The organism is Nocardia sp. NBC_01499, assembly GCF_045040275.1.
Classification (GTDB): Bacteria; Actinomycetota; Actinomycetes; order Mycobacteriales; family Mycobacteriaceae; genus Nocardia.
Genome location: NZ_CP109426.1, coordinates 3195469 through 3220935 on the forward strand (window position 1 = coordinate 3195469; position 25467 = coordinate 3220935).

A 25467-nucleotide genomic window follows, 5' to 3' on the forward strand; every position below is an offset into this window, starting at 1 on the left:
TGAAAACTTCGCCGTGCAATGCCTCGAATATCGGCGAACTCTCCGAGGAACGGGGCCGCGCCGAACGCCTACTTGCCGTGCGCTCGCAGTTGATAGAGCCCCTCGGTCTCCGCGACAACCACGCCGTCGTCGTCGGTGACAACGGCAGTCAAGGTGAAGTCCGACTTCCCTTTGGCGGCAGCCTCTTCGGTGATCCGAGCGATCTCCGCCGCCGACAGACTCGCCTGCGCGAGCACATCGGTCTTCGCGGGCTTGCGGAAGTACACGTGCAGATCCTTGACCAGCGGGTAGAACTCCGCGTTGTCGAACGTGGCGACCGCGATCGCGCCACCGAGGATCTCCGCCACCGTGAACAGCACGCCCGCGTACATCACGCCGAAGTGGTTGCCGTTGCCCTCGATCGGCACCGTCGTCGCCGCGAATCCCCGCCGCACCTCGACCGCCGTCACCCCCATCCGGTGCGCGACCGGAATGGTGAATTCCAGTGCCCCGTTGACGATCTCCGCGAACGGCGGTGTCGCCACCTCGTCACCCATACCGCACCATCCCTTCGCACCGGAGGCGACAAGCACCTCGTCGCTGCAGCCTAGCCGCCGTCCGACCGCAAACCCGGTGCGGCGCTGATCGTCTCGCAGTGCCACGCCAGGACCACCGGCGTTGCGCGGATCTCCGCGGCAACGGGCGCATACTGCACTGGATTCCCCCGGCACCATTCGGCGATTCGTGCTCCGTGGCGGCGAATCGCACCCACCACCAGACAGCTGAGGTGTGCAATGAGCAGCATGGACAAGGCAACGGTCGCCGTGGCGGCACTGACCTTCGCCGCGTTGTCGGGGGTGGCCGCGCCCGCGGCGAGCGCCGCGCCGGTATGCGGCGGGGCCGGTCAGCCGACGGTGCTGGCGGCGACATTGCCCGGCGCGCTGGAGGGGCTCACCGTCGACGCGCGTGGGCGGGCCTATACAACGGACCTGGCGACCGGTCGGGTGTATCGGATCGACGCACCCGGCGCGATCCCGGTCCCCATCGCGACGGTGCCGAGCGGCGGTGGCGGCGCGCTCGCCTGGACACCGGGCGACAAGTTGCTGGTCGGCTATGGCGCGGACGCACGGTCCTTCGTCGGCGACACGCTGCGCCATGCCGGAATCATCGAGCTCGATCCGGATACGGGCGCGGTCACGCCCTTTGCCTCGGGGCTCAGCGCCGCGAACGGCATGGACGTCGCGCAGGACGGAACCGTCTACGCCACCAACGACTTCGGCGATCTCGTCGGCCGGGTCTATCCGAACGGAGCGGTCCAAGCGGATTGGACGTCGTTCCCGAGCGCGAACGGCGCGGTTCTCGGCAAGAACGACGAATACCTTTACGTCAGTAGGACATTCGTCAACCCGGGCGTGAGCCGGATTCCCACCGCCAACCCCGGCGCTCCCCAGTCACTGCTCGACCTCGGCGGCGCCGACGCGCTCGCCGCGCCGGACGGCCTGACCCTCGACTCGCTGGACCGCCCGGTGGTCCCCCTCAATACGGCAGGCCAGGTCATCCGGATCGACGCCCCGAACCAGTACTGCGTCCTCGGCGGCGGCAACCCGCTGACGAGCGTGCTCACCTACGGCCGCGGCACGAACGGCTTCTCGGCGGGCCGCCTCTTCGGCGCGACCTTCACCGGTGTCGTCTACGAGATCCCCGGCGGATTCGACCCGAACGCCCGCACCGCGACCCCGTAACGTCGCCGTTCGGGTGCCTCGGTCGATCTTGGGGCGGCTGTTGGCGGGCTGTCCCTGGTCGTGATTGCATGGAGCTCAGGCGGAGCAGCCGGGCACGACACGATCGTCCATGCGTCACATGGAGGTAGGGATTGCGTTCTCGCACCACAGTGCTGATCGGCATCGCGCTTGTCGCGGTAGTCGCGTTGGTGGCGAGCGGGATTCTGTTCGCCGTCCGGCACGGCTCGCGCGCGGATGCCGCGCCGGTCTGCCCGGGTGACGATGCCGCGTCCGCACCGGGGTGGACGTCGACCAATACCGAGGTGGACGCCTCGTTCCAGCAGCATCCGTTCGTCGGCAACGGGTACCTCGGCCTGCGGGTGCCGCCGCGCGGCGCGGGGTACGCGTCGACGGGTGAGACGAGCGGCTGGCCGCTGTACACGCCGCGGTACGACGGCGCTTTCGTCGCCGGTCTGTATGGGCACACGCCGGGGCTGGCCGACGATCGGGAGGTCGCGGCGGCGATCCCGAACTGGTCCGCGCTCACGGTCGGTGTCGGCGACGAGACGTACGCCGCGAACACACCGGCCGCGCAGATCACGAACTTCTCGCAGACCCGCTACCTGCGGTGCGGGTTGGTGCGCACGGCGCTCACCTGGACCAGCCGGGACGGCAAGGCGACGGATCTGGTGTACGACGTGGTCGCGGATCGGGTCGATCAGCATGTCGGCGCGGTCCATCTCACGCTCGTCCCGCACTGGTCCGGCGAGATCGCCGTGACCGATCTGCTCGACGGCGCAGGCGCTCGCCGGATGACGCAGACCGAGGGTGGCGCGAGCGACGGCGATATCCGGGTCGGCTTCCGCACCGACGGCACCGGAGTCGTCGGCGCGATCGCCTCCGTGCTGAGCACCGGAGCAACGCGGCAGCCAGCCCCGGCACACGATCTCACCGTCAGCCAGCAGAACCGTCTCACCGTGCGGGACGGAAAGACTTACGAGGCAACCAAATTCGTCGGCGTCGACACCGCGCTCACCACACGCGATCCCCTGGCGGCGGCCAAGGACGCGGCGCAGGGAGCGGCACGTAAAGGCTGGCCGGACCTGCTGGCGGACACCGCGGCGGCGTGGCGATCGTTGTGGCGCGGCGACATCGAGATCCCCGGCGGTCCCGACCTGCAGACGTGGGCCCGCGGTGCGCTGTACTCGCTGTACTCGAGCACGAATTCCCAACAGGACAACAGTATTTCGCCGGTCGGACTCAGCAGCGACAACTATGCGGGTGCCGTGTTCTGGGACGCCGACATCTGGATGTTCCCCGGTCTGCTCCAGCTGGCGCCCGATCTCGCGAAATCCGTGGTGGAATACCGGTTCAAGACGTTGCCCGCCGCGCAGGCGAACGCTCGACAGCTCGGCTACCGTGGCGCCTTCTACCCGTGGACCAGTGAAAGCCGGGGCGCGCTCGCGGAATGCCACAGCTGGGATCCGCCGCACTGCCTGACCCAGATCCACCTGCAGGGCGATATCTCCCTCGCGGCCTGGCAGTACTACCTGGCCACCGGCGATACCGCCTACCTGCGCGAGCGCGGCTGGCCGATCATGCGGAACCTGGCCGAATTCTGGGCCTCGCGCGTCACGCCGAACCCGGACGGCAGCTACTCGATCGAGAACGTCGCCGGCCCTGATGAATACAGCAACGGCGTCAAGGACGGGGTCTACACCAACGCGGTAGCCGCACTGGCACTGCGCAATGCGGCCCGCGCCGCCGAGATCGTCGGCGAGCCCGCCCCGCCCGAGTGGACCGCGATCGCCGACCACCTGCGCATGCCCTTCGATCCGGCGCGGCAGATATTCGCCCAGTACGACGGCTATCCGGGAACACCCATCAAACAGGCCGACACCGTACTGCTGATCTATCCGCTGGAATGGCCTATGTCGCAAGAGGTTTCGACCAATACCCTCGAATACTATGCCGAACGCACCGATCCCGACGGTCCGGCGATGACCGACTCGGTGCACGCCATCGACGCCGCGGCGATCGGCACGCCGGGCTGCGCGACGGACACCTATCTCGAACGCGCGGTCCGGCCGTTCGAGCGGGCGCCGTTCGGGCAGTTCGCGGAGGCGCGCGGCAACAAGGCGGGCGTCAAGGACGCGCTGGCCGGTGCGCCCGCCTTCACCTTCGTCACCGCCGCGGGCGGATTCCTGCAGACCTTCACCAACGGCCTGCTCGGGCTGCGCCTGCGGGCCGACGAGATTCGCATCGATCCGATGCTGCCGCCGGAACTGAGCGACGGGCTGCACATCCGCGGCATGCATTGGCAGGGACGGACTTTCGACGCCGAGATAGGACCGGTCGACACCAGGCTCACACTGAAAGACGGTGCGGCAATGCAGGTTCGGACCTCGACCGGCACCCAACTGGTCAGCGGCGATCATCCGCTGAGCGTCAAGACCCGCCGCCCTGACCTGGCGCCCACCGACAACATCGCCCGCTGCAAGACCGTGTCCGCGAGTTCGTCCGAACCCGGCCGATACGCCGAGGCGGCCGTCGACGGCAGTACCGCCACCGGCTGGGCTCCCGACGCCGCGCAAGGCACCCTCACCGTCGACCTCGGCGCCGAAACCCTTGTCGGCCGGATACTCCCGCGCTGGTCGGATCCCGCACCGACGGCATCCACCCTCTCGGTGTCACCCGACAACAAGACCTGGACGACGGTCACCGTCGACGCGACATCCGGCACGACCGCCAGCCCGATCTCCGCCCGCTACATCCGACTGGACGTCACCGCCACAGACCCGGCCATCCATCCGAGCCTGAGCGAACTCGAGATCTCCGCACCAAAATAGGCGGCAATCACCAGCCGACGACGTAACCCCGCATGCCGCGAGGGTTCGCCGCCGCAGCCAGCACACCCGACTCCGAGTCACGCGCGACGGCGCACAGGCGGCCTTCCGACCGCCGTGGTCAGTTCGTTGGGCACACTGGCCACTGTCACCGTGCAGCCGCGGCTGACCAGGTCGAGAACCTGGCCGATAAGCGAAGACAGTTCGGCGGGCATCTCTATTGTGTCGCCGCCTCGGAGGCCGATGAGGACTCCGGCCGAATCCGCAACTTATAAGTGCAACACCCCTGGGCCCGCTGGCAGCTCAGCTGACCGAGGCGATCGAACTGGCGATGCGCGACTAGGCGAGTTTGTGGGCGTAGACGGCTAGGCGGACGCGGTTGTCGCAGGCGGTTTTGTCCATCAGGTTGGCTACGTGGGTTTTGATGGTGGTGATGCCCAGGTGGAGGTGGGTGGCGATTTCTTGGTTGCTCAGGCCTTCGCCGATGAGGGTGAGGACTTCGTGTTCGCGGGGGGTCAGGTTTGGGTGGGTGGCGGGGGGTTCGGAGGTGGGGCGGGTTTCGATTACGCGGTCGACCAGGCGGCGCATCAGGGGTGGGGAGAAGAGGATGTCGCCGTCGGCGGTGCGGCGGATGGCGGTGAGCAGGTCGGCGGGGGCGGTGTCTTTGACGAGGTAGCCGGTGGCGCCCGCGGCCAGCGCTGGGAAGAGGTGGTCATCGTCGTCGAAGGTGGTGAGTACCAAGACTTTCGCGGACGGGCGGGCGCCGACGATCTGTTCGGTCGCCGCGACGCCGTCCAGGCCGGGCATGCGCAGGTCCATCAGGATCAGGTCGGGGGTCAGTTCCGCGTTCAGCCGGATGGCCTCGATGCCGTTCGCGGCCTCGCCGACAACCTCGAAATCCGGGATGGATTCGATGAGCATGCGCAGCCCGGCGCGGACCAGGCGCTGATCGTCGACCAGCAATACGGTGATCATCGCGCGGCCCCCGCCCCGGCCGGTGTCTCGACGCCGGGCAGCCAGGCGAGCACCTCCCATCCTTGCCTGGTCGCCCCGACGGCGAAGGTGCCGCCCGCGAGTTCGACCCGTTCCCGCATACCGATGATGCCGTGCCCGGCCGGGTTCGTCCCGGAGACGCCGGTGCCGCTGCGGACGTGCACCGCGACCCCCTCGCTGCGCCGGAGCACACCGACCTGGACCGAGGTGGCGGGCGCGGCGTGCTTCATCACGTTGGTGAGCGATTCCTGCACCAGCCGCAGCAGGGTGAGCCTGCCGATCGCGTCGAGTCCGCCCAGATCGGGCGCGATATCGGCCTCGACGGTGAATCCGGCCACCTCGACCCGGCGCACCGCCGCCGAGATCTCGGCCCGCACGGCCGCCGCGTCCACGAGCGCGACCTCGCCGAGTTCCGGATCGCGCAGCGCGGCGAGCAACCGGCGGATATCGGCGAGCGCGTCGGCGGCGGTATCGCGCACGTCGTCGAGCACCGCGTCGACCCGAGGATCCTGCTCGGCGACGACATGCCTTGCGATACCGACACGCAGCACGATCGAGGCCATGTGGTGCGCGATCAGATCGTGCAACTCCCGCGCCATCGCGCTGCGCTCGGCCGCCCGAGTGCGCAATTCTGTTTCGGCCCTACGGGTTTCGGCGTCGGCGGCGCGCAGCCGCAGGGTCGCCGCTAGATCCCGCTGACCACGCAGATACAGCCCGAGCAACAACGGCACCCCCATATAGGTACCCGCCTCGACCACGGTGGCGGCGCCCCACAGGCTGGCCTCGTGACTACCCCACCGGCCGAGCAGCACGGCCGCCGCCCAGCACACCGCCGCTAGCGCAACCCGCCGGTTCCGATGGGTGCGCATCACCACGTCGACGAGGGCGACCGCACCGAGAAACGGCACCAGACCCGATAGTCCCCACGCGTGCGTGCGAAACATCGGCACGGCGAGCGCCGCGAGCGCCACCGAGACCGCGAGCGGCCACCGATCCCCCGCCACGAACAGCACGCTCGCGAGCATGGCAAGCAGCCAGTAACTCCATGGCACCCGGTACTGGCCGGGAAAGGTGCTCGCCACCAACAGCAACGGGACCAGCACGAGCGGCAGGCAGCGCACGACCAGCCGCAGGTCGCGCCGCAACCGGATCTCCATCACACGTCAACGGTAGGGGACCGCGGATTCGTCGTCGGCGATGGCATGCCGTGCTCGAACGACCGACGATGCGTCGCTAGCACGTCATGCCCGCTTCCACAAGGGTCCGCGGGCGGAGTAAACGCCCCAGAAAGGCGACTACGCGGACGATCCCCGCAACTCATCGGCAATCGAGGCTGGATGCAACACCGATCGAAGGAGTGAACGTGGTCTCGAGACGAGGCTTCCTGGCCGGACTCGCCGTGGTACCGCTCGCCGGATGCGCGGCGCGGTCGGGCGCGCCGATCCCGGGTTCCGCGACGAGTACCTCGAGGCCGCTTCCGATACCACCGCTCGCCTCGTCGTCGGTGGGTGCCGACGGCGTCCGCCGATTCACCCTCGACATCCAGCAGGGCACGTCGGAGATGCTGCCGGGCAAGCGCACGCCGACCTGGGGTTACAACGGCGCGATCCTCGGCCCGACGCTGCGGGCCAAGCGCAACGAATCGGTCGCGTTCACCATCCGGAACTCCCTGCCCGAGCCGACCACCGTGCACTGGCACGGCATGCACCTGCCCGCGCGGTGCGACGGCGGCCCGCATCAGACGATCGCCGTCGGCGGCACCTGGGAGCCCGCGTGGACCGTCGACCAGCAGGCCGCGACGCTCTGGTATCACCCGCATCCGCACGGCGCCACGGAAAAGCATGTCTACCGGGGACTTTCGGGCATGTTCATCGTCGATGACGAGTCAACAGACACCCTCGATCTGCCGAAAGAGTATGGGGTCGATGATATTCCGCTCGTCATCCAGGACCGGCGCTTCACCGCCGACGGCGCACTGGACGAATCCGATCCGACCGATATCGGCCTGCTCGGCGACACCATCGTCGTAAACGGTATCGCGGGAGCGTATTTGGACGTTCGCACCGACCGGGTTCGCCTAAGAATGCTCAACGGATCGTCGGGCCGGATCTACCACCTGGCGTTCGACGACCACCGCACCTTCCAGCTCATCGCCACCGACGGCGGCCTGCTCACGGCACCGGCAACGCTGAGCAGCATCCAGGTCAGCCCCGGCGAACGCGTCGAGATCGTGGTCGAACTGCGCGGCGCCGAGCGGGTCATGTTGCGATCACTGCCGATCGAGCAACGCAGGGACATCGACCGCGCCGCCGCGTTCGGCTTCGACGACACCTTCGACATCCTGCAGCTTCGCGCCGCACCCAGCCCGAAAACGTCCGCGCCCGTTCCGGATTCGCTCGCATCGATCCCCGCCCTCGCCGCGCCAGGCACCACCCCGGACCACACCTTCGAACTGAAATGGTTCATGATCAACGGCCGTCGGATGGATATGAACCGCATCGACATGACCATCCCGGTCGACACCACCCAGGTGTGGACGGTGCGCAACAACGACAACTGGCCACACAACTTCCACGTGCACGACGTCCAGTTCCAAGTGGTCGACATCGACGGCAAGGCCCCGCCGCCCGCCCTCGCCGGTTGGAAGGACACCCTCTACACCGAGCCGCGGTTCACCTACCGGCTGGCAATGCGTTTCGCGCAGCACAGCGACCCGACCTATCCCTACATGTTCCACTGCCACCTATTGCTGCACGAGGACCACGGCATGATGGGGCAATTCCTCGTGCTCGCCCCCGGCCAGCAGCCCGCGCCGATGCGAATGGACATGCCAGGCATGGAATCCGAGGGCACGCCTGGCATGAATCATCACGGCTGAATGGCCGAGACCGTCACTTGGTCGCCGGGCGATTACGGATGTCGCGGACGTAGGTGACGGCCTGCTTGCCTTCGCCGGGGCTGCGCGTATCCGAATCGAAAAGTGTTGTGGCGACGAAGAGTTCACCGAGCTTGCTGTAACCATAGGTGCGCGGATCGAAGTCGGGCCGCTGCTTGTTGATGATCGATCCGACGCTGGACAGCGTGGCCCAGCCGGAATCGTCGGAGGCGGCGTCCACGGCGTTGCGGAGCAGGTTCATGAGTTTCGCGTCACCCTTGAGTTGGTTGGCGGCGGGCCGACGGGTGGGCGTCGGCGACTCATCCGTTGTGCCGGTGAGGTTTTCGGTGTAGATGAACTTGTCACAGGCGGCGACGAAGGGTTTCGGCGTCTTGTGCTGGCCGAATCCGTAGACGGTGCGGCCGGATTCGCGGATGCGGCTGGCCAGGCGGGTGAAATCGCTGTCGCTGGAGACGATAACGAAGCCGTCGAGGTTGCCGGTGTAGAGCAGGTCCATCGCATCGATGATCATCGCCGAGTCGGTGGCGTTCTTGCCGGTGGTGTAGCCGAACTGCTGGATCGGCTGAATCGACTGCGCGAGCAGCTGATCCTTCCACCCCTTCAGGTTCGTGCTGGTCCAGTCGCCATAGGCCCGCTTCACATGGGCCGTCCCGTACTTGGCCACCTCGGCCAACAACCCGTCAGCGATGGCGGGCTGGGCGTTGTCGGCGTCGATCAGCACCGCAAGCCGCGTAGCGTTGTCGCTGCTCAAGGCATTCCCCATTCGTCGGTCGGCTACCGGACAACGGTAGCCCGCCACACCCTCGCCGACCGACCGACACTACCGCCGCGCGGTTACTTACGCGCGGTGTCCGCCGGCAGCGAATCGGCAGACTTCGGTCTGAACAACCGGCGTTGGCTGGTCCGTGCGGGCCGGCCGTCACCCTCGGCTGGTTGCGGACCGGCGGCCGGTCGGCCTTGGCCGCCGGGTAGGGGTTGACCGCCAGTACCCTGCCCGGCGACGTTGCTGACCGCACCGGCCCCGGCTTCGGTGCCGGGCAGATCGGCGCGGACGGGTGGGTTCGATGGCGGCTGGTCGGGCATACGGCGACTGCCGAAGACCGGCGTCCGGCGGGTTTCCGCGAGCTCGCGACGCGCGACGGCGCCGCGGCGGGCAGTGCGGCGGGCACCGGCGAGCAGCAGGCTCAGCCCGGCCAGTCCGATGGCGCCGACGACGATGCCGTACAGGAAAAGCACCCCGGTGGAGCCGGTGACGTGATAGCCGAAGACGGCGAAGTTATCGGTCAACGCGTGCGCGCCGCCGCTATTGGCGAACACGCCGATAACCCCGATGATCACGGCGGCGAGCAGGACGACGAGCCCGATGATGACGAGCATGATGATCCTCAGATCTGTCTGTGTCTTCCCAGTACACGCCGCCCAGGTCCTACTGTCAACAGTGTAGGCCTACACTGATGAACTACAGTTGAGAACTCACGCTCCATGACTCTGCTCGCGATCGGCCCGCAGATCGGCATCACCGAGCGGCTCATCTTCTACCCGCGGCCCACCTGGATGGCGGTGACCGGCGCCGCCATCGCGCTCAAACCGATCCGGCCACCGCTCGTCCACGAAACACCGCCGCAGGCAGTGTCAGTCGCGTAATGCCTGTTCCCGCAACGTACTCAGCGTTTTGGAGAGTATCCGCGAGACCTGCATCTGGGACACCCCGAGCTGCGCGGCGATCTGATCCTGGGTCTTGGACTCGAAGAACCGCATGACCAGCACCTGGCGTTCGCGTTCGGGCAGCGCCGCGATGAGCGGCTTCACCGCGAGGTAGTCCTCGACGGTCTGGTATTCGGGCTCTTCGGCGCCGAGGGTGTCCAGCGGCGAACGCGGCGCGCTGTCGTCGTCGCTGTCCAGACCGGCATCGATCGAGGTGGTCTGGTAAGCGTTGCGGGCGATCAACGCCTGGGTGACCTCGACGAGGTCGGCGTCGAGATAGTCGGCGATCTCGCGCGCCTTCGGCATCCGGCCGAGCCGCTGCGCGAGCGTCTCGATCGCGGGCGCGATGGTCTGCTGAATCTCCTTGAGCCGTCGCGGAACTCGCACCGACCAGGTGTAGTCGCGGAAGTGCCTGCGTACCTCACCCATGATGGTCGGCACCGCGAAGGCGAGGAACGGCGAACCGTGCGAGGCGTCGAAACGGTCCACCGCTGCGACCATGCCGACGCGGGCGATCTGCAGCAGGTCGTCGAAGTTCTCGCCGCGGCCGGTGAACTTGCGCGCGATGTGCTCGGCCAGCGGCAGGCAGCGACTGATCAGCTCGTCGCGCACGACCGCGCGTCGCGGGTCGTCGGCGTCGAGTTCACTCAGCTCGAGGAACAGCGGCTCGATATTGTCGTAGCTGTCCCCACCACGTCGGCGTGGCTCACTGCCTACGCCGGACGCTGTCGCCTCATTGCTCATCGAGGTCGCCCCGGGCCCAGACGAAGTCGACGACAGTCGGGTAGCCGGAAACGGCGGCATCGAACGGCGCCCTGGTCGCGGTGACCGAATCGGTCAGGGTCTGCACGATATGCCAGCCGAAACTTCCTGCGCCGACCTCTGTTTCGGACTTACCCACCGCGCGGATGGTGGCGCTGAGCACGCCTTCGCGATAGGTGAACGCGCAATCGATGGTCGAACCGGGCGCCGCGTCCTGCATCAGCACGGTCGCGATCTCGTCGAGCGCGAGACGGATATCGGTCACCTCGTCGAGCCCGAAATCGGCGATCAGCAGCACCGTCTCGGCGAGCGCGCGCAGCATCGTCAGTTGCTCCGGCGACGCGGGCACCGTGACGGCGACCGTTGTTGTCTCCGTCACGGATTCGGATACCCGTTCACTCATTCCGCCACCACCTCATTTACGCGCGCGTGTCCGATCGACGGGTCAGCCTACCCGGACCGAGTCGCGCTCGGCAGCGGGCACACCCGTGCCGCCGCGCCGCCGTTTCCGACGGCGCGGCACACCGGGCGATTACTTCTCGATGTTCTCGAAATCGAACTGGCCGTTCCAGGTGAGTTCGGCCTTTTTCACCTTCTCGCCCCGGCCGGCGGTGGCGATGTAGTCGAGCACCGGGATGTCGGCCATGTCGCGGAACAGCAAGGTCTGTGCCTGTGCGACCAGCTTGTAGGACTCGTCGAGGCTCGGCGCGGCCAGCGCGGCGTCGATGAGTTTGTCGAACTCGGGATTCTTGTAGTCGACGTTGTTGGTCCCGGCCCCGGTGTAGTACTCCGCGGTGAGGAACTGCAGCATCGTCGGGTAGTCGCCCTGCCAGCCGTAGCGGAACGCCTTACCGATGGTCCCCGCGGTGATCGCGGTGCGGATGTCCTTGAACGTCGGGTACGGCGACCCGATCGCCTCGATACCGAGGGTGTTCTTGATGCTGTTCGCCACCGCTTCGATCCAGGCCTGGTGGCCGCCATCGGAGTTGTAGGCGATCTCGTAGCGACCCGACCACGGCGAGATCGCGTCGGCCTGTGCCCACACCTTCTTCGCCTCTTCGGGGTTGTACTTCAAGACCTCCGAGCCAGGCAGATTCCCGTTGAAGCCGGGCAGCGTGATCGCGGTGAAGTCGCGCGACGGAACCCTGGTGCCGTGGAAGATGTTGTCGCAGATCTGCTCTCGGTTGATCGCCATCGAGAGCGCCTTGCGGCGCAGCACGCCTTCTTCGCCGCCGAAGTGCGGGATGTTGGGCTGGCTGCTGATGTGCTGGTTCTGCGCGGTCGGCTTGGTGATGGCCCGATCGCCGAGGTCCTTCTTATAGGACGACACCGCGCTGTCCGGAATCGTGTCGAGCGTGTCGAGGTTGCCAGCGAGCAGGTCCGCGTACGCCGTGTCGAACGACTGGTACATGGTGAACCGCAGGCCCTTGTTCTTGGCCGGGCGTGCGCCCTTGTAGTCCGGGTTCGGCACCAGATCGACCTTGACGTTGTGTTCCCACGCTCCGGTGCGCGCCATCTTGTACGGTCCGTTGCCGATCGGGTTCTCGCCGAACGCCTTGATGTCCTTGAACGCCACCTCCGGCAACGGATAGAACGGCTGGAAGCCGAGCGCGAGTTCGAAGTCGATCGACGGGCTCTTCAGCGCGACGGTGAAGGTGTGGTCGTCGACCACCTTCAGGCCCGACATCGTCTGTGCCGTCGGCTTTTCCGCCGCAACGTCGTCGTAGCCGACGACGTTCGAGAAGGCGTAGCCCTGTAGCTGCGCGTTGGTGCCGAGCGCGGCGTAGTTCCACGCGTCGACGAAGGACTTCGCCGTCACCGCCGTACCGTCGGTGAACTTCCAGTCCGGCTTGATGGTGATCTTGTAGTTCTTCCGGTCCGTCGAGTCGATCGACTGCGCCATGTCGTCGTGGGCAACGCCGTCGGCGTCGTAGTACTTCAGCCCGGCGAAGAGCCGGTCGACGATGCGGCTGCCGTTATTGTCGTTGTTGTTGGCGGGCAGCAGCGGGTTCTGCGGCTCGGTGATATTGGTCGTGACGATGCCCGAGTCGGTGTTGTCGTCGGACGAGCATCCGGACAGCCCAAGGCTTGTGGCCAGTAACACCGCCGCCGTCAACGCGCCAGCTCTTGTGAATCTCACTGCGTTCTCCCCAGGTCGAGAAGGGGCAGAACCCGCGACACGCGTGAGATCACCAGCGCTTGCCGACACGATCTGCCTTGAATGTCCTCGGACAGTAGCGATTCCACCGAGCGCTGTCATCAGATCGCAGCTCCCGGCGTCGGGTGTGTCGGGTCAGAGCCAGTCGTTCTGCCGGATCCCGACCTGGGTGAGGTTGGCGTTCAACACACCATCGAGCAGTTCGCGGCGGCTGCGGACCCGCCCGTCGATCTGGCGGAAGTGCCGGTCGATCTCGTGCAGCGCCTGTTCGCCGATTTCCGCGGCGTAGGGGTCCGCGCTCACCCAGGTCGGCAGGCGGCGGCGGACGAGACGTTCGAGCGGCTCGTCGACCAGCGGCCCGGTGGCCTGCTCCAGATCCGTCAGGAGTCGCCGCAGCCGGTAGATCCGCTCCACCGGGTTGGTACCGCGCAGCGGGAAGACTTCACGCTCTACCGACCTGATCTCCCGATCGATGTCGTCGATCAGCAGCAGATAGCTGTCGATGACGAGATCGAGGACGCCGCGCAACAGGGCGAGCGGGCCGCCGCGCAGTTCGGCGCGGCCGTCCTCGATCACCGCGTCCTCGACGACCTGCATGCCGGGCCGTTGCAGATCCTCGTACGCCGCCGAAAGTGCCTGCGGGGCGACACCGACCGCCGCGTGCAGGCGCGCGAGATCCCCGGCGTCCGGCTCCTGGACGCTCACCCAGGCGAACGCACCTGGTTGACGCCAGTTCGGGCCGTATTCCGTCATCTCGACCTGAGTCAGGCCATCGAGATAGACGGCAGCTTCGGTAATCACTGCGGCATCGTACGGTAATCGACCAACCGGTCCGGATGTTCTTGGCGTCGCCGGAGCGACGATCGCGCGAACACAACGACGATCGGTTACTCGCGGCCGTGCTGAGCTGCCGGGCGGTCAACGGCCTGATGGACGGCGGTGCGGACCTGTTCGCGCAGCCAGGTATGCGCCCGATCGCCGTCGTAGCGCTGATGCCAGGCCGCGATCACCGGGATCGATATCGGCTCCAGCGGAAGAGGGACAAGGCGCAGTCCCAGTTCGGCGGTCATCGCCTCGGTCATCCGCTCCGGCACGGTGGCCACCAGATCGCCGCGGCGGACGAACCGCAGCGCCGCGGCGACCGTCGGCACGGTGGCGACGACCCGGCGGGTCAGCCCGCGCGCGTGCAGGAGATCATCGATCGGATCGTGCAGGCGTCCGCGCCGCGATACCGTGATGTGTTCCGCACCAACGTAATTGGTGATAGTGAACGTGCGCGCCGGATGGTCCCGGCCGATGGCGACCACCAGTCGGTCGTTCGCGATGATCTCGTGCCGAATGTCCGCCGACGCAGGCGGATTCGAGCCGATCTCGAGATCGACGTGTCCGTGCCGCAGTTCGTCGGTGTCGGCGTCCGCCTCGGCGAGTAGGCGCAGCCGGACGCCGGGGGCCTGCGCGCGGACCGTCGCGAGCAGGTCGGGACCGATCGTATTGACCACGGCGTCATGCCATTTCAGCGTGAATGTCCGTTCGAGCGTGGTCAGGTCGAGGTCGTGTTCGGACGACAGCACCAGCTGTGCCTGCTGGACCAGCGCGTGCACTTGTTCGCGGACCGCGAGCGCACGCGGCGTCGGCGTCATCGTCCGCCCGGTCCGGACCAGGATCTCGTCGCCCATCACCCGCCGAATCCGCCCGAGCGCCCGGCTCACCGCGGGCGCCGTGAGATGCAGCCGATCCGCCGCACCGGCCACGCTGCCCTCCTCCAGCAGCGCGTCCAACGCGGTCAGCAGGTTCAAATCCAATTGCATGAGAGTAACTCTATTACTTACTGGAATGCATTTGACGACAACGGTCACGTTTTCTAGCGTTAAGGCAGCAACTCACGAAAACACTTCTCCCGATTTCTCTTTCGAACAGGATCACCATGTCGACTTTGCTGAACGCCACCGTCGAGGCGGACCGAGAACTCCTGCCAGCGGTGGTTACCGCGGTACGCGCCGCGGGCGCACACCTGCGCGAACGCTTCGTGCCGCGGACCGAGCTTGACAACCGCGCAGCCGTATTCGCCGCGATCACCGCCACCGATGCCGAATCGCTGCCGTTCCTGCGCGAGCCGTTGCTCGCGGCCAGGCCGGGCGCAGGCTGGGTCGACGACGAACTCGCGGCGGGCGACCTTCCCGCAGGCGAATGGTGGGTCGCCGACGCGGTGGAGGGCAATATCAACTACATCCACGGCATGACCGACTGGGCGGTGACCGCCACACTCGTGCGCGACAACCAGGCGGTCCTGACCGTGGTACACCTCCCGCTGGTCGACGAGACCTACACCGCGGTGCGCGGCGGCGGCGCCTTCCGCAATGGCGTCGCGTTGCGCGCGTCGGCCAAGACGGGACTCGATGCCGCGCTCGTCGGCACCGGGCAGGCGAAGCCGGGCGAGGACCGAGATACCTTCCGCCGCATCGGCGAATCGGTCACCGCCATGCTCGAGGCCGCACTCGTCATCAAGGTGTCGGTCCCGGCGACACTGCAACTGATCCAGGTCGCCGCCGGGCGCTCGGATGTGTTCTGGCAGTACAGCGCCGTCCGCTCGGGACTGTTGCCCGGCGCACTGCTGGTGGCGGAGGCGGGCGGCACGGTCACCGACACCGAGGGCAACCCGTGGCAGCTGAGCAGCCCGGACTTCCTCGCGTCCGCTCCCGGACTGCACGCGGCGGCGCGGCAGGTCCTCGCCACAGTCCGTTGACCATCGAAATCCTTTGTCCTACAACCACTGAGGAACAGACCATGAGCACCATCGGAATCCTTGGGTCCGGACGAGTAGCTACCGTGCTTGCGAACAAACTGGCCACCACGGGACACGACGTCACCATCGGAACCAGAAATGCCGACGCACTGAACTGGACCGGCGCACCCATCACCGTCGCCGATTACGAGTCGACGGCGCGCCGTGCGGAACTCGTCATCAACGCCACTCCGGGCGACGGCGCGATCCAACGATTCGGCGCGCTGTCGGCGGCGCTGGACGGCAAGATCCTCGTCGACGTCTCGAATACCCACGGCCCCAGCGGATCCGAGCACAGTCTCGCCGAACTCCTGCAGACGGCACTGCCCGCGACGCGAGTGGTGAAGACGCTCAACACCATGTTCTTCACCGTGATGACCGACCCGCACAGCCTGCGCATACCGCCCACCGCGTTCCTCTCCGGCAATGACGCGGCGGCGAAAACAGTGGTCACCGCGCTACTCACCGACCTCGGCTGGCCTACCGACTGGATCGAGGATCTCGGCGATCTCAGCACCGCTCGCGGCACGGAAGCCATGATGCTGCTTATCCCTTCGCTCATCCGAAACCGGGGTCTCGCTCCCTTCGCATTGACCATCGCGGCCTGAATACCCTGCGCTCGTGGCAATTCAACACCTGCAAATTCACCGAATTTCGTTGCGCGGAATTCGCGGAATCGATCACTCGACGCAGGCCGCGGAGTGAGAATGGAGGTGGCCTGATCCGGCTTCACGGGGACGTATCGGCTGTCGTGGCCGACCGAACATGTGGGGAAACACGATGAAAGTCAAAGGATTTGCCACCGCCCTTCTCGCAGTGGGCGCCACCGGAATTACCGCGGGCATCGTTCACGCCCAACCATTATCGGAGCCGTCGGCCGAGGTCAGCGTGTCCAGCGTTGATCATGGAATCGGATACACCACGGCAACGGATGGCAGCGGGGTGATCACCACCGTCGACGCGGGTGTCTTCGCGTTGACCAGTGACGCCGCCGCGATCACCCTGACCGACAGCGCGGGCAATGTCGTCGCGACGCTACCAACGTCCTTCACCGCCAACGGCCAAACCTTCGGCCTGCGGCCACAAATCAGCGACAGCGGGCGCGCACTGACGATGACCCCCGTCAGCGCCCCGGAAACCAGCTCGCGCCTGGCACAACTCGTCGATGAACAAGACGACACCGTGGCACGCAAGCAGTACAACGCCGGCATCGGCGCCCTGATCGGCGCTGGCATCGGCGCGGTGATCGGCTTCTTCCTCGGCGGCGTCGGCGCCCTGGTCACCATCCCCATCGGCGCGGGCATCGGCGCCCTGATCGGTTACTCCACACCGTGATTCGCTGATCATCGGCTGACGCGCGTACCCCTCGGACCGCGCGTCAGCCGATCAACGCACCGGGAGTGCGCCCGGTGAAGCTCACTACGTCGCGATACATGTGCGACTGATCCGCGTACCCGCACGCGAAGGCGACCTCGGCGAAGTCGACGCCCGCGGCCAAACCGGCGGCCGCGTGATCGAAGCGCACCAGCATGGCAGTTGCGCGCGCAACCGGCGCGTGTCGCAGCCGCACAGCTCGCCGACATCGACCACCGCGTCATCGAGGTCGGACAGCGCGACGCCGAGCAGCGAATACGCCGCCACCGTCGATAAGCCGCAGCTGCGCGCATTCGACCCGCTCGCCACGAATGCGCGCCGGGCACGGCGACAGTCCGGCAGCCGGTCATCTACCCACCATCAGCAGTTCGTCGATGTCCGGGTGGCGCTCCCAGTCCGAGGTGGCCAGGTCGGTGTCGCCGCTCGCCCGGCGCGTGTCTTGAACGAATGTTCCCGACGTGCGACACCGCGGCGCGGGCAATCGCGCGAGGATGGTCCGCATGACCGACCACGTGCTCGCGATCGACCTCGGCAAGACCGGGTGCCGGGGCTCCCTTCGGCTCGACGGACGCGAGACGCGGTCCGCCGATGGGCCAGGCGCACCCGGGCTGGCGTACGCCGGAGGTGTCGCGGCGGCGGACCGCGCGATACGCGCTGTGGTCGGTCGACTGGCACTGGCCGACACGACCTTCACGCTGTTCGTCGGTGCCGCGGGTGCCGCCGCCGCGCCCGACGCGGCCGAACTCCTCGCGCGACAGCTGGCCGATATCCCCGGCGCACGAGCCGTCGCCGTCACCTCCGACGCGGTGACCGCGCACGCCGGTGCACTCGGCGGCGCGCCGGGCGTTGTTCTTGCCGCCGGAACCGGCGCCGTGGCTACGGCGGTCGATGCGACGGGACGATTCACGAGGACCGACGGCTGGGGTCCACTGCTCGGCGACGAAGGCGGCGGCGCGTGGATCGGGGTCGAGGGATTGCGTGCCGCGCTGCGCTCCTATGACGGGCGCGGCGGGCACACCGAACTCGCGGCGAAAGCCACTGAGCACTATGGGGTGCAGCTCGACGAACTGCCGAAACACCTAGGCCAGCACGAAAACCCAGCCCTGCTCGCCGCTCGCTTCGCCCCTGTCGTCGCCGCGACCGCCGCGACGGACGAGACCGCGGCCGCCCTCATGACGGCGGCCGGACGCGCACTCGCACGCACCGTCCTCGCCGCGATCGACCGGTCCGGCATCCACCCGCCGGTGCCCTACGCGATCACCGGCGGACTGGCCAACCTCGGCCCGGCGCTCCTCGATCCGCTCGATGCGGCAATAGCGCAGGTCATCGATCGACGGACGGCGCGCGGCGGCCCGATCGACGGTGCCGCGCTGCTCGCCGTTGACACGACAACGGTGCTGGAGGCATTGGTGGTACGAATCACGTGACACTCGTTGACAGAATCTGTATCGACCCTGACACTTACTTTCAATCCGCCAGTCGCGTTACCGAGGAGCTGCGATGAACGCACTCAACGTCGCCGTCATCGTCGTCTACCTGGTCGTCGTCGCGTGGATCGGCCTTCGCCTTTCCGGAAAGCAGAAGTCGAGCACCGACTACTTCGTCGGCGAGGGCAAGATGCCGTGGTGGACGGTGTGTTTCTCCGTCGTGGCGACCGAGACCAGCGTGCTCACGGTCATCTCGGTGCCCGGCGGCGCGTACACCGACCAGGCCTTCGGCAATGTCGAGCTGGCCATCGGATACATCATCGGCCGCACCATCGTGGCGACCGCGCTGATCCCGCTGTACAAGCGCGGCGGATTCGTCAGCGCCTACCAGTATCTCGAGCTGCGATTCGGCCGCTACCTGCAGGGCGTCGCGTCGGTGACGTTCGTGTTCACCCGGTTGCTCGCCGAGGGTGTTCGGCTGTTCGCCTCCGCCATTCCGATCAAACTGCTGCTCAGCGAGTTCGGCCTCGACCTCGGCTACGACGTGATCATCATCGTGCTGACGGTGCTGACCGTCGTGTACACCTACCTCGGCGGCATCAAGGCGGTCATCTGGACCGACGCGCTGCAAATGGGTCTGTACGTGTCCGGCGCGATCATCGCGATCGGCGTGCTCACCGGGCACGTCGGCGCGAAGGGCTGGTCGGACGCGCTGCACAACGGCAAGTTCCACATCTTCGATACCGACTTCGGCCTGGCCCACGTGCTCACCAGCACCTTCGCGCTGCCGACGGCGATCATCGGCGGCGCGATCTTCGCGATGGCCTCGCACGGCTCCGATCAGCTGATCGTGCAGCGCATCCTGTCGACCAGGTCGCTGCGGGACAGCCAGAAGGCGATGATCGGCTCCGGCATCTTCGTCGCCATCCAGTTCGCCGCCTTCTCGCTGGTCGGCGCGCTGCTGTGGTCGTACAACGGCGGGAAGTCGCCCAAGGAGCTCGGCCTGGCCACCTCCGACAACCTGTACCCCAACTTCATCCTGCACGGGTTGCCGGTGGTGATCTCCGGGCTGCTGGTCGCCGGCATCCTCGGCGCCGCGATGGGATCGCTGTCCTCGGCGCTGAACTCGATGTCGAACTCGACCGTCGCCGATATCGTTCGCAGCTTCTCGCGCCGCGAGATCTCCGACGAGTCGCTGCTGAAGCTCGCGCGCTACATGACGCTCGTCTGGGCGGTGCTGATGGCGCTGTTCGCGATGGGGTTCAGCGCGACGACCGGGAACGTGTACCTCACCGCGCTGACCATCGCCGGGTACACCTACGGCGCACTGCTCGGCGCGTTCCTGCTCGGCCGACTTATCAAGCGCGCCAACCAGTTCGACGCGGTGCTCGCGTTCGTGGTCACGGTGATCGTGATGACGTTCGTCGTGCGGGTCATCAAGATCGATGTCACCGTCGCCGGGAAGGTGACCGAGAAGGGCATCGCCGCGCAGTGGCTGGTGCCGATCGGGGTGATCGTCACGCTGGTCGTCGGCGGGATCTCGAGCGTCTTCCATCCGGCGCCCGAACCGACGCCGCAGGAGCCGATCAAGGAGGCGGTGGCCTAGTGCGCGTCATCGGCTTGATGTCCGGCACATCGCACGATGCGATCGATGCGGTCGGCGCGGATATTCACCTGCGGGACAACACTATTCACGTCGACACGGTCGGCCTGCTGAGCCGCGCCTACCCCGATCGATTGCGCGCCGAACTGATCGCCGCGCTGCCGCCGGGCACGGTCGACATCGCTACGGTGTGCCGACTCGACACCGCGATCGGGCAGGAGTTCGCGGCGACCGCCGACGCGGCGGTGCGCGAGTTCTTCGACGGCACAGCCGATCTCGTCGCATCGCACGGCCAGACCGTCTATCACTGGGTGACCGACGGAAAGACATACGGCACACTGCAACTCGGCCAGCCGTCCTGGATCGCCGAGCTGACCGGGCTACCGGTCGTCAACGACTTCCGCTCGCGCGATATCGCCGCCGGCGGGCAGGGTGCCCCGCTCGTCGCGCTGTTCGACCTGCTGTGGCTCGCGGGACGGCCCGGCCGTTCGGCCGCACTCAATATCGGCGGCATCGCCAACGCGACCGTCACCGGCGAATCCCCCGTCGCCTTCGACACCGGCCCTGGCAACGCGCTGATCGATGCCGCCGTCGAACTCGCGACCGACGGCGCGGAGCATTTCGATCGGGACGGCCAGCGCGCGGCCCGCGGCACGGTCGACGAGCGACTGCTGAAAGCGCTTCTCGCCGATAGCTACTACCGGGCGGCACCGCCGAAGACGACCGGCAAGGAGCTGTTCAACCGCGCGTATGTCGAGCGAGTGTTGCCGGATTACCGGTTGCCGACGGACGATATCGTCGCCACCATGACCGCGCTGACCGCACATACCATCGCCGACGCACTGGCGCCCTTCGAGCCGGACGAAGTCATCGTGTCCGGCGGCGGGACGCGAAATCCGACGCTGATGGGCATGCTCGGCCAGCGATTGGGTAACGCGACCCTATGCACCTCCGACGAGCTCGGGCTGCCGTCGGCCGCCAAGGAAGCCACGGCGTTCGCCGTGCTCGGCTTCCTCACCATGCACGGCCTCGCGGGCAGTGATGCGGCGTGCACCGGCGCGACCCGAGCGACGGTGCTCGGTTCGATCACGCCCGGCGCCGGGCCGCTCACCCTGCCCGAATCGCCAAGCGCGGCACCGCGACAGCTCAGGTTGGTGAGCCATGTCTGACGGTGACGACGTGCGCACCCGGTTACTCGGGGCGATCCCTCGGCTCACGCCGACCGGGCTGCGGGTCGCCCAGGTCATTCGCGACGACCCCGCCGCCGCGGCGCAATTGACCGTGAGCGAACTCGCCGAGCGCGCCTCGACCAGCACCTCCGCGGTCGTCCGATTATCCAAAGCACTTGGCTACGAAGGCTATCCGCAGCTGCGACTGGCCTTGGCGGCCACCAGCAAAGACGACGGTTCGCCGGTGTTCGCGACCGATATCGACATCGACGACTCGCTGTCGAAGGTCCTGCACAAGCTCACCGCCTTCGAGACCGAGGGCATGGTGGCCACCGCCGACCTCGCCGACCCGGCCACCATGGCCGCCGTCGTCGACGCCTTGGTCAGCGCGCGGCGGGTGGAACTCATCGGGATCGGCGCGTCCGGGCTGGTCGCCATGGACATGGCGCAGAAGCTGACCCGAATCGGAATGTGGTGTGTCGCTTGCACATCAGAGGATGACGCACTCGTGCAGGCGAGCCTGCTCGAAGCCGGCGACGTGATCATCGCCTTCTCCCATTCCGGCGAGACCGCCGCCGTCGTCGACGCCGTCGACCGGGCCGCAGGCAGGCAGACGACGACCGTCGCCGTCACGGCGGGGGCGCAGTCCAGGCTGGCCAGGACGGCGGCGCATACCGTGCTGGTCGCCGGCCGCGAGGATGGCTTCCGTTCGGCCGCGATGGCGAGCCGGATGAGCCAGCTGCTCATCGTCGACGCGCTGTATATCGGTGTCCTGCAACGCACGCCGTCGGCGGCGATCGCGCTGCGCCGGACCCATGACGCGGTCGCGGATCGCAGGATTTCCCGTACCACGCGAAAGGCGCCATGAAAGCAGCACTCGTTCGACCGATATTCCGGCACGACACAGGAGGCGATATGCGCGAGCTCAGTACTTTGACTACCGAGGAAGCGAATCCGCGGACTACCGCACTCGACTCGATGTCGGTCGATGAGTTGTTGCGCACCATGAACTCCGAGGACGCCGGGGTGGCTTCCGCTGTCGCGCAGGCGATTCCGGATATCACCAGGGCGGTCGACCTGATCGTCGCCGCGCGCAGGCACGGCGGCCGGTTGATCTATGTCGGCGCGGGGACCAGCGGCAGGCTCGGCGTGCTGGACTCGGTCGAGTGCCCGCCGACCTTCGGCACCGCGCCCGACGAGGTCATCGGGATCATCGCGGGCGGCCCGGTCGCGTTCGCGCACGCGGTCGAGGGCGCCGAGGACGACCCGGCGCGGGCCGTGCACGATCTCTCCGATATCGACCTGACCGCCGACGATGTGATCGTCGCGCTGGCCGCGAGCGGACGGACCCCGTACGCGATCGGCGCGTTACGGCACGGCCGGTCCATCGGCGCCGCCACCGTCGGCGTCTCGTGCAATCATCATGCCGAGTTGAGCGCGCACGCCGACGTCGGCATCGAAATCGAAACGGGCCCTGAGGTTTTGACCGGCTCCACCCGTTTGAAGGCGGGCACGGCGCAGAAGATGGTGTGCAACATGCTGTCGACCGCGACCATGGTGCAGTCCGGCAAGGTCTACGGCAACCTCATGGTCGACCTGAAGCCGACCAACGCCAAGCTCGTCGACCGGGCGCGCCGCATCATCGCCGACGCGACCGGCGTCGACTACGCCACCGCGGCAGCGCTGCTCGACGCCGCCGACGGCCACCCGAAGACCGCGATCGTCATGCAGCTGACCGGCGTCGATGTGGCGGCGGCCAGGAAGCTGCTTGCCGGAGCCGGCGGATTCGTCCGAACCGCCGTCCGGGGCGACGGCTAGGCGCTGCGCGGCGACTTGCTCGAGGTCGCCTCCTGCTCAGGGGTGGACATCGCCGGTACGGTGCAGTTATGCCCTTCGTGATCAATGGTCCGATGACGTGCTACCTGATGCCCGACGACCACGCGGAAGCCGAGAAACGGTTCCTCGAGCTGGTCGCGGCGCCCGGCGAAACCTGGCTCATCGCCTACGGTTTCACCCTGACCGATGCCGCCGACAACCTGATCGCCGCGCACAAGCGCGGCGTACCGCTACACCTCTACCTCGACCGCACCCAATCCGCCGGCCCGACCCAGAAGCCGATCGTGCAGCAGCTCGTCGACGCCGGTATCGAGGTCACCATCGGTACCAGCACCAGCGGCCGCAAGTACATCTGCCACACCAAAGGCATGGTGGCGGATACCCCGAGCGGCCCGCAATGCTGGGAGGGCTCGGTCAACTTCAGTACGAGTGGCTGGTTGCAGGTCAATACCGCGATGAATTTCGGCGCGCAGCCCTGGCGCGATCACTTCGTCGCACAGTTCAACACCCTGCGCCACTACGCCTGGACCGAGGAACGCGACATCCAGCTCATGCCCGCGCCGCCGGTCGACTTCGGCGACGACTCGATCCCGATGCTCCCGCTCACCGTCTGAGCGCGGGGCCGCGGATCCGTCAGTAGACAGAAACATGGAGGGGGTATCCGCTGATGGGTATCACAACCGCGGCGCGGCTGGCGCTTTCCGCGCTGGCCGCCGTCGCGTTCTGCGCCGGATGCAGCTCCGACAGGACGTCCGACGACGCCGCGAACAACACGCAGCCCATCAAATGGGTCGCCTGCCCACCGGGCCATGGCGCCGCCGTGCAATGCGCGACCATCGACGTGCCACTCGATTGGAACAACCCGGGCGGCAAGAAGATTCAGGTCGGCGTCAACCGGCTGCCGGCCAGCGATACGGGTCAGAAGATCGGGGACCTGGTCTTCAATCCGGGCGGACCCGGCGGTGCGGGAACGGAGATCGTGGCCGCTGAAAGCGGCAAACCGGGTCTCTTCCCGGCAAGTATCCGGCAGCGCTTCGACCTGATCGGATTCGATCCACGCGGCGTCGGCAGTAGCCAACCGGCCATCCATTGCGACCCCGACCTCGCCAACCGGCCGCCGAACCAATTCCCAAGCAGTCAACAGGAATTCGACAACCTGGTGGCGGCGAACCGCGCGTTCGGCGAAACCTGCCGTCGCCTGACCGGTGATCTGATCGATCATGTCGACACGGTCAACGTCGCCCGCGATCTGGAGGTGCTGCGTCAACGCCTCGGCGGGGCGCCGTTGAACTACCTCGGCCTGTCCTATGGCACCGAGATCGGCGCGGAGTACGCCCGCCTCTTCCCCGACAAGAGCCGCACCCTGGCGCTGGACGGGGCGCTCGTCCATTCGCAACCCGCCGGCACGATGAGCTACTACGAATCCATCGCCTTCGAGGACAGCTGGAACCGCTTCGCACTCTGGTGCCGGTCCGCGGCGGAATGCGTACTGCGCGACCAGGATCCGTCCAAGGTCCTCGATGATCTAGTCGCCAGGGCCGAGCAAAAGCCGTTGCCCGCGCCGGGCTGCCAGATCTCCGGCAACTGCCGCGACGAGGTCGGGGCCGTCGACCTGCTCGGCGGCATCCAAGGCCATCTGCTTTTCAAGGATCCCATCCCGAACGTCGGCGTCGAGGGCTGGCCCGGCCTGGCCGCCGCGCTCGACCGGGCCCGCAACGGTGACGCGAGCGATCTCGCCCCGGCCAAGCAGGTCGCCGACAGCAATCGCGCCGACCTCGCCGTCGGCTGCGCGGATTTCAAGGCCGACTTCGATACCTATCCCGCGTTGAAAGCCCAGCAGACACTGCTCAGCACCATCGCGCCGCACACCCGAGGCGTCGGCCAGTCCTACAGCTACGTCGCGTGGTGCCAGGGGTGGCCCGCCGAATTCACCAATCCCCCAAGGGAAACCACCGCCAAACCCACCATCGCACCGCTACTCGTCAACGCCACCCACGACCCGTCCACATCCTACGGCTGGGCACAACTGATGCTGACGCAGATTCAGGGTGCCGTCCTGGTAACCCGCGACGGTGACGGACACACGTCCTTCCTCCACCCCGGCCACACCCAGGACACCATCGCCCGCTATCTCATCGACGGCACCGCACCCGCCACCGGCCTCGTGCTGCCCGACTAACGGCCGGCGATGCCGATCCACCAGGCCCCAGCCGCATC

At 67.3% G+C, this 25467-nt stretch carries 25 protein-coding genes; 14 read left to right on the forward strand and 11 right to left on the reverse strand.

The annotated features are described in order from the left end of the window. Positions 1-68 precede the first annotated feature (68 nt). Positions 69-641, reverse strand: a complete 573-nt coding sequence (locus tag OG203_RS14735) for a PaaI family thioesterase (RefSeq protein WP_405166210.1) — start codon at positions 639-641, stop codon at positions 69-71. 132 nt (positions 642-773) lie between these two features. Between OG203_RS14735 and OG203_RS14740 the strand changes: the two genes are divergently transcribed. Then, on the forward strand, positions 774-1721 hold the full coding sequence (locus tag OG203_RS14740) for an SMP-30/gluconolactonase/LRE family protein (protein WP_405166211.1): 948 nt from the start codon (positions 774-776) through the stop codon (positions 1719-1721). 131 nt (positions 1722-1852) lie between these two features. Then, positions 1853-4549: a discoidin domain-containing protein gene (locus OG203_RS14745; RefSeq protein WP_405166212.1), complete on the forward strand. Its 2697-nt coding sequence runs from the start codon at positions 1853-1855 to the stop codon at positions 4547-4549. Positions 4550-4885: 336 nt separating this feature from the next. Here the strand turns inward: OG203_RS14745 and OG203_RS14750 are convergent, their stop codons facing one another. Together OG203_RS14750 and OG203_RS14755 are read right to left on the reverse strand one after the other, a co-directional pair. Further along, the gene (locus OG203_RS14750) at positions 4886-5521 is read right to left on the reverse strand and encodes a response regulator (RefSeq protein ID WP_405166213.1); all 636 of its coding nucleotides are present in this window, start codon (positions 5519-5521) and stop codon (positions 4886-4888) included. After that, positions 5518-6696, reverse strand: coding sequence for a sensor histidine kinase (locus tag OG203_RS14755; protein WP_405167880.1), 1179 nt, complete (start codon positions 6694-6696; stop codon positions 5518-5520). The genes OG203_RS14750 and OG203_RS14755 overlap by 4 nt, the downstream gene beginning before the upstream one ends. 200 nt (positions 6697-6896) lie before the next feature. On the opposite strand from OG203_RS14755, the gene OG203_RS14760 reads away from it, so the two are divergent. Beyond that, positions 6897-8417: a multicopper oxidase family protein gene (locus tag OG203_RS14760; RefSeq protein WP_405166214.1), complete on the forward strand. Its 1521-nt coding sequence runs from the start codon at positions 6897-6899 to the stop codon at positions 8415-8417. Between the two features lie 13 nt (positions 8418-8430). Here OG203_RS14760 and OG203_RS14765 read toward each other — a convergent pair whose 3' ends face one another. Continuing rightward, entirely contained in the window at positions 8431-9186 is a 756-nt protein-coding gene (locus OG203_RS14765; RefSeq protein ID WP_405166215.1) for an NYN domain-containing protein, read from the reverse strand. 83 nt (positions 9187-9269) lie between these two features. Further along, positions 9270-9812, reverse strand: coding sequence for a hypothetical protein (locus OG203_RS14770; protein WP_405166216.1), 543 nt, complete (start codon positions 9810-9812; stop codon positions 9270-9272). Between the two features lie 105 nt (positions 9813-9917). Here OG203_RS14770 and OG203_RS14775 point away from each other — a divergent pair, with 105 nt between their 5' ends. Then, positions 9918-10079 (forward strand): hypothetical protein, encoded by a 162-nt coding sequence (locus OG203_RS14775; RefSeq protein WP_405166217.1) that lies wholly within the window; start codon positions 9918-9920, stop codon positions 10077-10079. Here OG203_RS14775 and OG203_RS14780 read toward each other — a convergent pair. The 5 genes from OG203_RS14780 to OG203_RS14800 all read right to left on the reverse strand — a co-directional run bounded on the left by OG203_RS14780 (position 10068) and on the right by OG203_RS14800 (position 14867). Then, on the reverse strand, positions 10068-10883 hold the full coding sequence (locus OG203_RS14780; protein ID WP_405166218.1) for an RNA polymerase sigma factor SigF: 816 nt from the start codon (positions 10881-10883) through the stop codon (positions 10068-10070). The two genes, OG203_RS14775 and OG203_RS14780, sit on opposite strands and share 12 nt — an antisense overlap. After that, positions 10873-11304, reverse strand: a complete 432-nt coding sequence (locus OG203_RS14785) for an ATP-binding protein (protein ID WP_405166219.1) — start codon at positions 11302-11304, stop codon at positions 10873-10875. Before OG203_RS14785 ends, OG203_RS14780 begins: the two co-directional genes overlap by 11 nt. 129 nt (positions 11305-11433) lie before the next feature. Beyond that, a complete protein-coding gene (locus OG203_RS14790) occupies positions 11434-13041 on the reverse strand; it encodes an ABC transporter substrate-binding protein (protein ID WP_405166220.1) in 1608 nt (535 codons plus the stop codon). A 153-nt stretch (positions 13042-13194) separates the two neighbouring features. Further along, on the reverse strand, positions 13195-13860 hold the full coding sequence (locus OG203_RS14795; RefSeq protein ID WP_405166221.1) for a CorA family divalent cation transporter: 666 nt from the start codon (positions 13858-13860) through the stop codon (positions 13195-13197). 86 nt (positions 13861-13946) lie between these two features. Next, positions 13947-14867 carry a LysR family transcriptional regulator gene (locus OG203_RS14800; RefSeq protein WP_405166222.1) on the reverse strand — a complete coding sequence of 307 codons (921 nt, stop codon included), beginning with the start codon at positions 14865-14867 and terminating at the stop codon, positions 13947-13949. A gap of 116 nt (positions 14868-14983) precedes the next feature. Here OG203_RS14800 and OG203_RS14805 point away from each other — a divergent pair, with 116 nt between their 5' ends. The 3 genes from OG203_RS14805 (at position 14984) to OG203_RS14815 (ending at position 17176) form a co-directional block, all read left to right on the forward strand. Continuing rightward, a complete protein-coding gene (locus OG203_RS14805) occupies positions 14984-15802 on the forward strand; it encodes an inositol monophosphatase family protein (RefSeq protein ID WP_405166223.1) in 819 nt (272 codons plus the stop codon). A 41-nt stretch (positions 15803-15843) separates the two neighbouring features. Next, positions 15844-16449, forward strand: coding sequence for an NADPH-dependent F420 reductase (locus OG203_RS14810; protein WP_405166224.1), 606 nt, complete (start codon positions 15844-15846; stop codon positions 16447-16449). A 172-nt stretch (positions 16450-16621) separates the two neighbouring features. Beyond that, on the forward strand, positions 16622-17176 hold the full coding sequence (locus OG203_RS14815; protein WP_405166225.1) for a hypothetical protein: 555 nt from the start codon (positions 16622-16624) through the stop codon (positions 17174-17176). Between the two features lie 43 nt (positions 17177-17219). Here OG203_RS14815 and OG203_RS14820 read toward each other — a convergent pair whose 3' ends face one another. After that, on the reverse strand, positions 17220-17372 hold the full coding sequence (locus OG203_RS14820; RefSeq protein WP_405166226.1) for a helix-turn-helix domain-containing protein: 153 nt from the start codon (positions 17370-17372) through the stop codon (positions 17220-17222). A 343-nt stretch (positions 17373-17715) separates the two neighbouring features. Here OG203_RS14820 and OG203_RS14825 point away from each other — a divergent pair, with 343 nt between their 5' ends. From OG203_RS14825 to OG203_RS14855, 7 genes are all read left to right on the forward strand, one after another. After that, positions 17716-18642, forward strand: a complete 927-nt coding sequence (locus OG203_RS14825) for a BadF/BadG/BcrA/BcrD ATPase family protein (RefSeq protein WP_405166227.1) — start codon at positions 17716-17718, stop codon at positions 18640-18642. Positions 18643-18715: 73 nt separating this feature from the next. Further along, positions 18716-20248 carry a sodium:solute symporter gene (locus OG203_RS14830; protein ID WP_405166228.1) on the forward strand — a complete coding sequence of 511 codons (1533 nt, stop codon included), beginning with the start codon at positions 18716-18718 and terminating at the stop codon, positions 20246-20248. Further along, on the forward strand, positions 20248-21414 hold the full coding sequence (locus OG203_RS14835) for an anhydro-N-acetylmuramic acid kinase (RefSeq protein WP_405166229.1): 1167 nt from the start codon (positions 20248-20250) through the stop codon (positions 21412-21414). The genes OG203_RS14830 and OG203_RS14835 overlap by 1 nt, the downstream gene beginning before the upstream one ends. After that, complete coding sequence (locus OG203_RS14840) at positions 21407-22282, forward strand: MurR/RpiR family transcriptional regulator (RefSeq protein ID WP_405166230.1); 876 nt, start codon at positions 21407-21409, stop codon at positions 22280-22282. Before OG203_RS14835 ends, OG203_RS14840 begins: the two co-directional genes overlap by 8 nt. A 47-nt stretch (positions 22283-22329) precedes the next feature. Continuing rightward, positions 22330-23232, forward strand: coding sequence for an N-acetylmuramic acid 6-phosphate etherase (murQ, locus tag OG203_RS14845; RefSeq protein ID WP_405166231.1), 903 nt, complete (start codon positions 22330-22332; stop codon positions 23230-23232). Positions 23233-23300: 68 nt separating this feature from the next. Further along, positions 23301-23864 carry a phospholipase D-like domain-containing protein gene (locus OG203_RS14850; RefSeq protein ID WP_405166232.1) on the forward strand — a complete coding sequence of 188 codons (564 nt, stop codon included), beginning with the start codon at positions 23301-23303 and terminating at the stop codon, positions 23862-23864. Positions 23865-23917: 53 nt separating this feature from the next. Next, positions 23918-25429, forward strand: a complete 1512-nt coding sequence (locus OG203_RS14855) for an alpha/beta hydrolase (RefSeq protein ID WP_405166233.1) — start codon at positions 23918-23920, stop codon at positions 25427-25429. Positions 25430-25467 lie beyond the last annotated feature (38 nt).

What these genes read in the sequence shown, in the direction of transcription:
- OG203_RS14740 (WP_405166211.1), top strand. Translation starts at nt 774, where the DNA reads ATGAGCAGCATGGACAAGGCAACGGTCGCCGTGGCGGCACTGACCTTC.
- OG203_RS14750 (WP_405166213.1), bottom strand. Translation starts at nt 5,521, where the DNA reads ATGATCACCGTATTGCTGGTCGACGATCAGCGCCTGGTCCGCGCCGGG.
- OG203_RS14755 (WP_405167880.1), bottom strand. Translation starts at nt 6,696, where the DNA reads ATGGAGATCCGGTTGCGGCGCGACCTGCGGCTGGTCGTGCGCTGCCTG.
- OG203_RS14770 (WP_405166216.1), bottom strand. Translation starts at nt 9,812, where the DNA reads ATGCTCGTCATCATCGGGCTCGTCGTCCTGCTCGCCGCCGTGATCATC.
- OG203_RS14775 (WP_405166217.1), top strand. Translation starts at nt 9,918, where the DNA reads ATGACTCTGCTCGCGATCGGCCCGCAGATCGGCATCACCGAGCGGCTC.
- OG203_RS14780 (WP_405166218.1), bottom strand. Translation starts at nt 10,883, where the DNA reads ATGAGCAATGAGGCGACAGCGTCCGGCGTAGGCAGTGAGCCACGCCGA.
- OG203_RS14785 (WP_405166219.1), bottom strand. Translation starts at nt 11,304, where the DNA reads ATGAGTGAACGGGTATCCGAATCCGTGACGGAGACAACAACGGTCGCC.
- OG203_RS14800 (WP_405166222.1), bottom strand. Translation starts at nt 14,867, where the DNA reads ATGCAATTGGATTTGAACCTGCTGACCGCGTTGGACGCGCTGCTGGAG.
- OG203_RS14805 (WP_405166223.1), top strand. Translation starts at nt 14,984, where the DNA reads ATGTCGACTTTGCTGAACGCCACCGTCGAGGCGGACCGAGAACTCCTG.
- OG203_RS14810 (WP_405166224.1), top strand. Translation starts at nt 15,844, where the DNA reads ATGAGCACCATCGGAATCCTTGGGTCCGGACGAGTAGCTACCGTGCTT.
- OG203_RS14815 (WP_405166225.1), top strand. Translation starts at nt 16,622, where the DNA reads ATGAAAGTCAAAGGATTTGCCACCGCCCTTCTCGCAGTGGGCGCCACC.
- OG203_RS14820 (WP_405166226.1), bottom strand. Translation starts at nt 17,372, where the DNA reads ATGCTGGTGCGCTTCGATCACGCGGCCGCCGGTTTGGCCGCGGGCGTC.
- OG203_RS14825 (WP_405166227.1), top strand. Translation starts at nt 17,716, where the DNA reads ATGACCGACCACGTGCTCGCGATCGACCTCGGCAAGACCGGGTGCCGG.
- OG203_RS14830 (WP_405166228.1), top strand. Translation starts at nt 18,716, where the DNA reads ATGAACGCACTCAACGTCGCCGTCATCGTCGTCTACCTGGTCGTCGTC.
- OG203_RS14840 (WP_405166230.1), top strand. Translation starts at nt 21,407, where the DNA reads ATGTCTGACGGTGACGACGTGCGCACCCGGTTACTCGGGGCGATCCCT.
- murQ (WP_405166231.1), top strand. Translation starts at nt 22,330, where the DNA reads ATGCGCGAGCTCAGTACTTTGACTACCGAGGAAGCGAATCCGCGGACT.
- OG203_RS14850 (WP_405166232.1), top strand. Translation starts at nt 23,301, where the DNA reads ATGCCCTTCGTGATCAATGGTCCGATGACGTGCTACCTGATGCCCGAC.
- OG203_RS14855 (WP_405166233.1), top strand. Translation starts at nt 23,918, where the DNA reads ATGGGTATCACAACCGCGGCGCGGCTGGCGCTTTCCGCGCTGGCCGCC.